This window comes from Limnothrix sp. PR1529, assembly GCF_002742025.1.
Classification (GTDB): Bacteria; Cyanobacteriota; Cyanobacteriia; order CACIAM-69d; family CACIAM-69d; genus CACIAM-69d.
Map to the genome: position 1 here is coordinate 1 of NZ_LIRO01000076.1, position 7903 is coordinate 7903.

At 48.0% G+C, this 7903-nt stretch carries 7 protein-coding genes; 4 read left to right on the top strand and 3 right to left on the bottom strand.

The genetic code is table 11. The annotated features are described in order from the left end of the window. Positions 1-160: 160 nt before the first annotated feature. Both AMR42_RS12105 and acs read right to left on the bottom strand, forming a co-directional pair. Positions 161-829, bottom strand: coding sequence for a hypothetical protein (locus tag AMR42_RS12105; protein ID WP_099533782.1), 669 nt, complete (start codon positions 827-829; stop codon positions 161-163). Between the two features lie 10 nt (positions 830-839). Continuing rightward, entirely contained in the window at positions 840-2810 is a 1971-nt protein-coding gene (acs, locus tag AMR42_RS12110) for an acetate--CoA ligase (protein ID WP_099533784.1), read from the bottom strand. A 201-nt stretch (positions 2811-3011) separates the two neighbouring features. Here acs and AMR42_RS12115 point away from each other — a divergent pair, with 201 nt between their 5' ends. From AMR42_RS12115 to AMR42_RS12130, 4 genes are read left to right on the top strand one after another with little or no spacing between them, the layout of a single operon-like run. Continuing rightward, complete coding sequence (locus AMR42_RS12115) at positions 3012-5123, top strand: AAA family ATPase (protein WP_099533785.1); 2112 nt, start codon at positions 3012-3014, stop codon at positions 5121-5123. A gap of 52 nt (positions 5124-5175) precedes the next feature. Next, positions 5176-5616 carry a DUF29 family protein gene (locus AMR42_RS12120; protein ID WP_099533787.1) on the top strand — a complete coding sequence of 147 codons (441 nt, stop codon included), beginning with the start codon at positions 5176-5178 and terminating at the stop codon, positions 5614-5616. Between the two features lie 5 nt (positions 5617-5621). Then, the gene (locus tag AMR42_RS12125) at positions 5622-6047 is read left to right on the top strand and encodes a DUF29 family protein (RefSeq protein WP_099533789.1); all 426 of its coding nucleotides are present in this window, start codon (positions 5622-5624) and stop codon (positions 6045-6047) included. Positions 6048-6105: 58 nt separating this feature from the next. Further along, a complete protein-coding gene (locus AMR42_RS12130) occupies positions 6106-6912 on the top strand; it encodes a hypothetical protein (protein ID WP_099533791.1) in 807 nt (268 codons plus the stop codon). An 89-nt stretch (positions 6913-7001) separates the two neighbouring features. Here AMR42_RS12130 and AMR42_RS20490 read toward each other — a convergent pair. Beyond that, the coding region (locus tag AMR42_RS20490; RefSeq protein ID WP_099533793.1) for a hypothetical protein at positions 7002-7903 on the bottom strand (902 nt) is incomplete at its 5' end.

Below are 7903 nucleotides of genomic sequence, written 5' to 3' on the forward strand. Positions count from 1 at the left end.
TTAATTTGATTCACTACCAAATATTCGTATCAAGAGCAAGCTTATTAATGATTTTCATATTTGTTTGATTGACGACACACTATCAAATCAACGATATGACAAGTCATAGGTTAATGCGAAAAATGATATTCATCAAGTGTAATCCTTTATAAGTTCGCCATTATAAGTTCGCCATGACTTCATCCCAGGTACAATCCAATTCATAGTCAGGATTGGCACTCCACTCGTCAAGTAAATTTAAGAGACGCTGATTTCGCTGTTTGATACTCTGAAGATGATCTAAGAAAGGTAATTCAGTCTCAACTATTTCGTCGGCATCTAGTTTAAGTTCAATGCTGGACTTGTCGGCATCTGTAATATTAGACAGGGGCTGCACTTGAAAAGCAGTGTCAGATATTGCTGGATGCTGATTATCATCTACGGCATAAAATTGGTTTCGTAAATAGTCTTTAAAGCCATGCATCGAAAAAATTCCCAACATAGCCATAGCTTGAGGATGGTGCTTTTTTTGAGATAACTCAGCCAGAAAACTGACAAAGTTTTCATCAATAGAGATAAATTTTTCGGGTAAACCAGTTTGAGTGTTAATCCCAATAAAAGGCTCCAGTTTCTGTGAGAAATTGCGATGCTTAATGTTTAAAAAATGCAAAATAGCACGCAAAGAGAATGCATATTCAGTACGTGAAAACTGATAGATTGGGAGTACTGTTTTCCCCACTGCAATGGTGTTAGCAGAAAGCGCGATTGGGTTACTTAACATAGTCAAGGATTCGATTAATGCTGTTGAGTTGGGGGTCTGGGCAGGATAGAGAAGATCTATCCTGCCCATAGTTTAGCAATTACGATCCTTCGCGGAGTTTGTCGAGCACGGAGCGATCTTCGAGGGTGGAAGTGTCCCCAGAAACCTCTTGACCCGAGGCGAGCGATCGCAACAGGCGGCGCATGATTTTGCCCGATCGCGTCTTCGGCAGCGCATCCGTAAAGCGAATTTCACCGGGCCGGGCGATCGCCCCGATTTCCTTCACCACGTGCTGTTTCAGTTCCTTGATCAGTTCCTCGCTGGCCGCCGCCGTCCCTTCCAAGGTGACAAAGGCCACAATGTCTTCGCCCTTCAGGTCGTCCGGCTTGCCCACCACGGCCGCCTCCGCCACCGCCGGGTGCGACACCAGCGCCGACTCCACCTCCATCGTCCCCAGCCGGTGGCCCGACACGTTCACCACATCATCGACACGGCCCATGATCCAGTAGTAGCCATCGGCATCGCGGCGCGCGCCATCCCCCGCGAAGTAGAAATGCTGGCCATCCTTGGGCGCGATGTGCTCCCAGTAGGTGCTGCGGAATCGTTGGTCGTCGCCAAACACCGTCCGCATCATGCTCGGCCAGGGATGCTTCACGACCAGATAGCCGCCCTCGTTGTCGCCTACCGGGTTGCCATCGAGATCCACCACATCCGCCAAAATGCCAGGGAAGGGCTTGGAGGCGGAACCGGGCTTGGTCGGAATCGCGCCCGGCAGCGGCGTGATCATGAATCCGCCGGTTTCCGTTTGCCACCAGGTATCGACGATCGGGCAGCGCTCGCCGCCAATCACCCGGTAGTACCACATCCAAGCTTCTGGGTTAATCGGTTCGCCGACGGTTCCCAACAGCCGTAGGGAACTGAGGTTGCGGGCCTTGGGCAGGTGCTCGCCCATTTTGATGAAGGCGCGGATCGCGGTGGGGGCGGTGTAGAAAATCGTCACGCCGTATTTTTCGATCACGTCCCAGAAGCAGCCGGGATTGGACGATCGGGGCGCGCCTTCATACATCAGCGTTGTGGCTCCGTTCGAGAGGGGGCCGTAGACGATGTAGCTGTGGCCCGTAATCCAGCCCACATCGGCGGTACACCAATAGACATCCGTTTCTTTGATGTCGAACGTCCATTTGAACGTCATGTGGGTGTAGAGGTTGTAGCCCGCCGTGGTGTGGACGACTCCCTTGGGTTTGCCGGTGCTGCCGGAGGTGTAGAGCACAAACAGCAGGTCTTCGCTGTCCATCGGCTCGGCGGGGCAATCGGCGCTGGCGTTTTGTTGCAGGTCGTGCCACCAATGGTCGCGGCCCGGCTCCATGTGGACTTCTTGGCCCGTGCGCTTTACAACCAGCACGTTTTCGACGCTGGGGGCGGCGTTGTTGTCAAGGGCGCGATCGACCTGCACTTTCAGGGGCACGGCGGTATCTTTGCGGAAGCCCCCATCGGCGGTGATCACCAGTTTGGCTTTGGCATCGTTGAGGCGATCGCGCAGGGCTTCGGCGCTGAACCCACCAAACACGACGCTGTGGGCCGCGCCAATTCGGGCACAGGCCAACATGGCGATCGCCGCTTCCGGGATCATCGGCATGTAGATGCCAATGATGTCGCCTTTTTGCGCGCCGAGGGATTTCAGGACGTTGGCAAATTGGCAGACTTCCCGATGCAGTTGGGCATAGGTGAGGGTGCGCGAGTCGCCGGGTTCCCCTTCCCAAATCAGAGCGGCTTTGTTTTTCCGCCAGGTGGTTAAGTGGCGATCGAGACAGTTATGGGAAATGTTGATTTTCCCGCCGCCAAACCATTTGGCAACGGGGGGCTGCCAATCAAGAGCGGTGTCCCATTTTTGGAACCAGTCGAGTTCTTTTTCAGCGAGTTCTGCCCAAAAAGCGGTGGGGTCGGCGGCGGCGCGATCGTACAGGGCTTGATAGTCGTCCAGGCTTTTAATTTCGGCATTGGCCGCCAAATCCGCAGGCGGTGCAAAGGTGCGATTTTCTTGAAGGATCGATTCGATCGTCGGTTGTGACATGACAGTTCAACTGATCAGCGTTTGCTCTCAGTCGAATGTAGTACGAGCCGGGACTACGGGCGATCGTCTGGTTAAAAGTTGATACAGACTTATGTCAAGGCTGCTTTAGCTACAATCGGTAGCTAGATTGGATGTCCGCTATAATTACCAGAGAGTCACAAAAAATTCTTCATCAAAACCAGGCTTTGTTAGGGGCAGGCTATGCATCTTCAATCTATATACATCAAAAATTTTCGAGCAATAGAATACTTGGAAATCAAAAATGTCAGTAAATTTATAATTCTTGCAGGAGCTAATGGGTGTGGAAAATCTAGTGTTTTTGACGCAATTAGGCTTTTAAAATCTTCCTATGGAGAATATTATCCTTTTGAACTTCAAGCGTTTTTACAAGAATTTCTAATTAATGGACAAAACAAGTTGAAGGGAATTAAAAAGCTTTTTAGAGACCCTTTGAAAGAAATAGAAATCAGAGCTTCTTTCGTGATCAGTGAAAACGAAAAGATCTTTCTGACTAAAAATCTTGATGACTTACTAAAAGAGAACTTCTGGAAGCTTAGATATCCTGGAATGGCTTACAGCCAGACCGAAACAATGGATCCATTGATGACACGTCTGAGATATTCTGACGAGAAAGCCTTTGTTGAAGATTATAAGAACAAGATTTTACAAGAGCTAGAAAAAGAAGAGCAAGTGGTTGCACTCAAAATTAACACAAAACCCGAATTTGAATGCCCCTCAGAATCATCGTTGATGCATTTTATATTTAGAACATTTGCGCCTGGGGAAGTTGGTGTTCTTGAGTATCATCCAGCAAGTCGAAGTTATATTAGAGAATCTGTTCAAGGGATTAATCTACAAAATCCTAGCTTCTCGGATCAATATAAGCATCATATGCTTTATAACACTGACAATAAGTATCGAAATATAAAAGCTGAAATTCTGCAAGAATATATTATATCAAGCTTGATTATCGATCAAAATATTTCAAAAATTCAGGATCTACCTACTTCTCTGAGCAAAACATCTTTAAAAGATTCGCTCAATGATTTATTTGCCACATTTTTTCCAGGCAAAAAATTTATTGGACTGAAGGCTTCTAAAGATGGAGATATTAATTTTTTTGTAGAATTGAGTAGTGGTGCTCAACATGAAATTGATGAACTCAGTGCTGGAGAGAAAGAAATTTTATTCGGCTATCTCCGGTTAAGAAATAATGCCCCACAAAACTCTATTATTCTTTTTGACGAGCCTGAACTTCATTTAAATCCAAGGCTTCTGAAAGATTTACCCAGTTTTTATCAGAAAAATATTGGCTCGCCATTAAATAACCAAATTTGGCTAACCACTCATTCAGACTCTCTGTTGAGAAGTACGATTGATGACTCGGATTTCTCTATTTATCACATTAGCCCAGCATCAGATTTGGGCAATTTTAGAAACCAAGCTATTCTTGTTAAAGCTTCAACAGAGCTTGAGCGAGTTGTTTTTGATTTAGTCGGTAATTTAGCTGCATATAACCCTAAATCAAAAATTATTATTCTAGAGGGTGGTGGCAATGCCATTGTTGATGTTCAGATGGTCAGTAAACTGTTCCCAGAAATATCGGAACAAGTCTCATTAATATCAGGATCGGATAAATACAATGTAACAACGCTTCAAGTAATGTTGGATAAAGCAGCAAAAGATGCGGGCATCGCGTCTCGCTTTTATTCAATTGTTGATCAAGATTATGAGGGGCCAAAGCTGACATCAAATCAATATTCTTGGGATGTCTATTCTATTGAGAATTATCTTTTAGATTCTCGCTTTATTCTTGAAGTTCTTAATGATACAAGTCTCAATTCTTCTTGGTCAGAAGAAGATATTGAAAATCGACTAGTTGCCAGCGCAAATCAGATTTTAGATAAATTGGTACATGACCAATTACACAAAAAGATTCATGATCGGCTTATAAGCTGCATTAAATTCCAAAAGAAAAGTAGTGATATTATTGAAGGATTTCATGAGTCAATTCTAAGATCTTGTGAAAAAATTGAAAAACTTGCTCTTGAAGACTTTTCAAAGGACAAAATTGAAGATTTATACAATGATATTCGAAGCGAACTACAAAACTCTCTTATTGATGGTACGTGGCGACAAAAATTTAAAGGAAAGGAAATACTCAGGCATTTTACAGGCCAGCTTCCATTTCCACAAAAGATGAATTTTGATGCGTTTAGAAATTTAATTATTAGTAAAATGGCTAGTCAAAGTTATAAGCCAACTGGAATGAAGGCTATTATCGACAAAATTCTCAGTGACAGCCATACTTAGAAATTTTCAAGAAATTAATTTGTTCGTAAGCTCAAGCAAGCCCTTCAGCGTTATGGAAGAAATTTTGACATTACATGAGCTATTGCTGGCTGGCGATGTAGCTGGTGCATTGGCCATTGTTGAGGAACTTGAAGAGATGGGGCGTAGCGCGATTGTCGATCAGATCTATAGCTATGCGATCGTCCTTCTGATTCATCTCATTAAGCAAAAAGCAGAACAACGATCGACTCGTTCTTGGGAGGTTTCGATACGGAATGCGGTTCACCAAATTCAGCGAAAAAACAAACGCCGAAAATCTGGTGGCTATTATTTATCGGTTGATGAATTACAAGAAATTCTCGATGAAGCCTATGCTAGCGCGATCGATCGAGCTGCGCTAGAAGCTTTTGAGGGGCGCTATGAGGCTGAAGAGTTAGCGGCCATGGTCGATCGCGCTGCCATCTTGAAACAGGCGTTAACTATGATTGACTCGCAAGCTCAAGCAGGAGCCTAAGTATTATGGAAGAAATCTTGACGTTGCATGAGTTATTGCTAGCTGGCGATGTGAATCGGGCGCTGGCGATTGTGGAAGAGATGGAAGAAATGGGACTAACTGCCATTCGCAACAGAATTCGGAGTTACAGCAAAATTTTATTGATTCATTTAATTAAACAAGCGGCCGAAAAGCGATCGACCCGTTCTTGGGAACTCTCGATTCAAAATTCTGTAGACGAAATCTTAAACACGAACCAGCGATCGGCCGGTAGCTACTACATCAAGCGGGATGAACTGACAGCAATCCTCGAAAAGGTTTATGGACTAGCCCTGAAAGCAGCAGCGATCGAGGCCTTTGAAGGACGACATGAGGCCGAAGAATTGGCCGCAATGGTCGATCGCCCCGAAATTTTGCAACAGGCATTGAAGATGATTGCCCCTGAGCAATAATTTTCTTGATCAATCAGCGTTTATAACTGACACACACCCAGCCACAGCCCGAAACGTCATGAATATTGTGCAATATCACGAAGTTTGTCATCGGATGCGATCGGGAGATGTGATTGCCTTTGCGGGGGCGGATATCCTGTCGGGAACGGTGCGCCTTTCAACCCAATCCACGGTTTCCCATGTGGGCGCTGTATTTCAGCCAGAATTCATGATCAATGGGCCCAGCAGGATCAACGTTGATGGTCAGCCAGATGGCGAGGTTGATTCAGATGCCAAAGGTGACCAAAATCCTAGTGCAAGCGCAACGGAGGATCAGGAACATATCAGTTTGGAGCTAGCTTCTTCCCTGCTGGAAATTGATATGTTGACCACGGATCAACCGGAAATTTATATTATTGAATCCCATCCCCTTTGCTTTGACCAAGACACGGGAATTGCCAAAAGTGGCGTACAAATCAATAAATTAAGCGCCCTGATGGATGGCTATGATGGCCAAATTTGGTGGCTACCTTTGGGAGAGCAACATCGCTCTCGATTGGATCTGCAAAAGTTCACGGATTTCATGCGCCAAAGCGAAAAGCGTGCCTACGATTTTGTGCAGGCTGCGTTGGCGGGCTTGGATATCTTAGACGAAGTGGGATTAACCTGCGCTCAGGAAGATCACTCTAGTTTTTTCTGCTCTGAATTAATTGCAGCGGCCTTCCAAGCGGCTGGGTTAATTCAGGGGGTTAACCCATCGGAAACAACCCCGATCGACCTTTGTCGCTTTCCAATTTATGCGGAGGATTATTACTTGCTCTGGGGCGACCCGATCGAGATCCCTGGCTATAACGCTGCTGATTTTCCGAGTACCTTGAAAGATTAGTTCCTGTGATCGATTTAAATCACTACAAACAAGGGGTTTAAACCCCTTGCTGCCAGAATTTTGCGTTGTCATCAGGACTTGAAAGTGTCCTAAAATTGCTGACCCACAAACACAGAGCGTGTTTCGCCATCTCGTCGGAGGGTCGCGGCTTGGTTGGCCACCTCCACCAAAGTCCAACCACTGGCCCCGATCGCCTCGCCCATGCTGACCCGTCTGGTCACGCCGTTCACAGAAACCAAGGCTGAGGAGCGATCGCCCAATTCCAAAACCCCCACCAGAACGTAGGTCATGCTGGGAGCGACCGCAACGGGCCCCGGTGACGCGGCTGGGCTGGCGGTTGGTTGAGGGGAAGCGGCCGGCGCGGGGCTGGGGCGGGTGGCAGCTCCGTTGGGCTGGGGTAAGTTGGCGGACAAGTTAGGATTCCGTTCCAGCAAACGGGTTAAGCGCTCGATCGCGTCCACCAAGTTGCTGGACAGGGGAAACCCAACCGGGGCCGCAGGCGTGACGGCAGCGCTGGAGGCCGGTGGCGCAGGGCTGGGGTTCGGGGGATTGAGGGTGACAACGTTGGGCAATTGCGAGGGCACTGGCGCGATCGCGGGAGGCTGGGGCAACTGGGCAGCAGGGCCGCCGCCATTGGTGCGCCGCTCGATCGCATCCAAGGAACGGGAAATATAGGCAGCAAATTCCGTATCGTCGGGGGCGCTGCTGCCGTCGTTGGCCACGGAAGCAACGGGAGCCGCAGGGGAGCCGTCGGCCATCACCGCTGCCGGTTCGTTGCGATTGGCGAACCAGAGGCCCACGGTGGCCAACAGGGACAGGGCCGCCGCGCCGATGGTTAGGCGATCGAACAGGCGCACCGATTGCCGGGCCCGTTCCGCGTCGGCCACTGCTTCGATTAGCTCTGGATCTGGCTCTTGAATTTTGGGCGGCGGCGGGGGCGGCAACACCTCCGCTGGCAACACCAAGGGCGGCACGGCGATCGATTGCAGGG